The sequence below is a fragment of the Pseudomonas sp. JV245A genome (genome assembly GCF_032424515.1).
Lineage (GTDB): Bacteria > Pseudomonadota > Gammaproteobacteria > Pseudomonadales > Pseudomonadaceae > Aquipseudomonas > Aquipseudomonas protegens.
This window is the reverse complement of record NZ_VYKE01000325.1, coordinates 1-2347: the sequence shown is the minus strand read 5'-3', so window position 1 is coordinate 2347 and position 2347 is coordinate 1. Positions and strand designations below refer to the sequence as shown.

At 66.4% G+C, this 2347-nt stretch carries 3 protein-coding genes; 1 reads left to right on the top strand and 2 read right to left on the bottom strand.

Features of this window, described 5'->3' with window-relative positions; genetic code table 11:
- The coding region (locus F6S12_RS31225) for a nitroreductase (RefSeq protein WP_315869804.1) at window positions 1-464 on the top strand (464 nt) is incomplete at its 5' end.
- A gap of 81 nt (window positions 465-545) precedes the next feature.
- Here F6S12_RS31225 and F6S12_RS31220 read toward each other — a convergent pair.
- Window positions 546-1886 carry a sensor histidine kinase gene (locus tag F6S12_RS31220; protein WP_161467041.1) on the bottom strand — a complete coding sequence of 447 codons (1341 nt, stop codon included), beginning with the start codon at window positions 1884-1886 and terminating at the stop codon, window positions 546-548.
- Between the two features lie 66 nt (window positions 1887-1952).
- A partial coding sequence (locus tag F6S12_RS31215; RefSeq protein WP_315869803.1) for an LTXXQ domain protein occupies window positions 1953-2347 on the bottom strand: 395 nt, incomplete at its 5' end.

Here is a 2347-nt window from a genome sequence, read left to right as displayed (position 1 = left end):
GCGCGCCGGATCATGGTCAGTTGCGCCCCTGGCGGTTCCTTACCGTCGAAGGTGCGGCACGCGAGCACTTGGGCGAGTTGCTGGTGGAGGCGGTACAGCTGCAGGGCGGCGAAGTGACCCAGGCGGCCCTGGACAAGGCCCGGGCCATGCCCCTGCGCGCACCACTGGTGGTTGTGGTGGTCGCCCGTTTGCAGGAGCACTTCAAGGTGCCCAGGAGCGAGCAGTTGCTGGCAGCGGGCTGCGCGGCCCACGGTATCCTGCTGGCGGCCTACGCCCAGGGGATCGGCGCGGTGTGGCGTACTGGCGAGTTGTCCTACTCGCCCCATGTAGCCAAGGGCCTGGGCCTGGAGGACGGCGAAGAGATCATCGCCTTCCTGTATCTTGGCACGCCGCTGAATGAGCCGCGGATCGCCCCCAAGGTCGATACCGCCGAGTTCGTCAGCGCCTGGACTGCCAAGGCCTGATTTTCCTCTTCTAACGCTGTGTACCTCGCGGGCAAGCCCGCTGTTGCCGGACCCGGCGGCAGCGGCTTGCCCGCATTGCGTTCAGGCCTGCACCACGGCGCCGGGGACCAGGGGCAGTTCCAGGGTGGCGATGAATCCGCCCTGAGGGTGGTTGGCCAGCAGCAGGCTGCCACCGTGACGCTCTGCGGCGCGGCGGGCGATGGCCAGCCCCAGGCCATGGCCCGGAGCGCTTTGCCCCGGGGCACGGAAGAAGGGCTCTCCCAGCTGGCTCAAGTGCTCGGCTTCTACGCCGGGTCCATGATCGCGCACGCTGATCTGGATCTTCTCGCCCTGGCGTTGGGCCGTGACTTCGATCGCTTGCCCGGCGGGGTTGAAGCGCTGAGCGTTGCGCAGCAGGTTGTCCACTGCCCGCTCCAGCATGGTCGGCCAACCGCGCAGGTGCAGCTGTGGCGGGGCGGTTATCAGCACCGGCTGTTCCGGGCAGGCCAGTTGCGCGTCTTTCTGTACGGCGACCAGCAAGGCGTTAAGGTCCACTTCTTCGGCGCTGGCGTTGTCCGCATCGACCCGGGCCAACACCAGAATCTCGCTGATCAGCGCTTCCAGGCGGTCACATTCGCGGGTCAGCCGCGGCCAGAGCTTTTCCCGTTCTTCGGGGGCGGCCCGTTCCGCCAATGCCAGGGCGATGCGCAGGCGGGCCAGGGGCGAGCGCAGTTCGTGGGACACGTCCCGCAGCAGTTGGCGCTGGCTGCCGATCAGGCTCTGCAGGCGCGAGCCCATGCGGTTGAAGTCCCGGGCCAGTACACCGAATTCGTCGCGGCGGTTGGACAGGCGCGTCAGGCTGTTCTGCTGGTAGGTGGCCTGGCCCAGGTCGTGTACCGCGCCGCGCAGGCGGCTCAGGGGACGAGTGATGGACAGGGTGACCAGGAGGCTGAACAGGGTCAGCACCACCAGGGCGATGGCCAGGGCGCTGAGGGGCCAGGTCAGGCTGTCGCGGTGCCAGGCGTCCAGTTCCGGATGGGGGATGCGATAGATGAACAGGTAGGTGTCGCCGGTTTTCGGGCTGGTGTACTCCGCTGTCAGGCGGCGCCAGGGCAGGTGCCGGTCGTCATTGTTCTGCCGGGCTTCGAAGGCCGCGGCGCGGCGCGGGAAGGTGCCGCGAACCACCGGGTCGCCGCTCTCGTTGAGCACCTGGACATCGATGTGGTACTGGCGCTTGCGCTGCTGGAGGATGTCCTGGGCAGCGTCCTCGCCCTGGTTCTCGTAGGTCTGTGTCCATTCCTCGGTCAGGCTGTTGAGGCCGGGGTGACGGCTGAGGATCCAGGCATCCTGGTTGAGCATGTGCCCGAGCAGGATCGACAGCCCTGCAACCAGGGTGATGGCCAGCCAGAAGCTGGCCAGGATGCGCCAGAACAATGAACGCACAGGAACTCCTCGAACGCGAAAGCCCAGTGGGGGGAGGCCACTGGGCTGGGGGTGGACGCTAACGCATTATTGCGCTTTTTGCGGTTGCTGCGCTTTCCAGGCCTTGAACTCGGCCCATTCGGCGCGACGCTCCTCTTGTTTCTTGACGATGGCGTCAAACTCTTTCTGCTGCTCTGGCTTGAGCAGGGCGCGGATATCGGCCTGGGTTTTCTGGTGCTTGGCGGTCAGCTCATCCTTCATGGCTTTTTGGTCGGCCGGCGAGAGTTTCTCCAGGTACTTTTCCACCACGGCCTTGCGGTCGTGCATTTGCTCGCCCATCAGCTTGCCGATCTGCTGGCGCTGTTCACGGCTCAGGTCCAGTTGGCTGAAAGGGCCTTTGCCGCGCATGTGCTCGCTGTGCCGAGGGCCGTCCATGGGGCCCATCGGGCCGTGACCTTCCGGCATGGCCATGGCCACGGTTG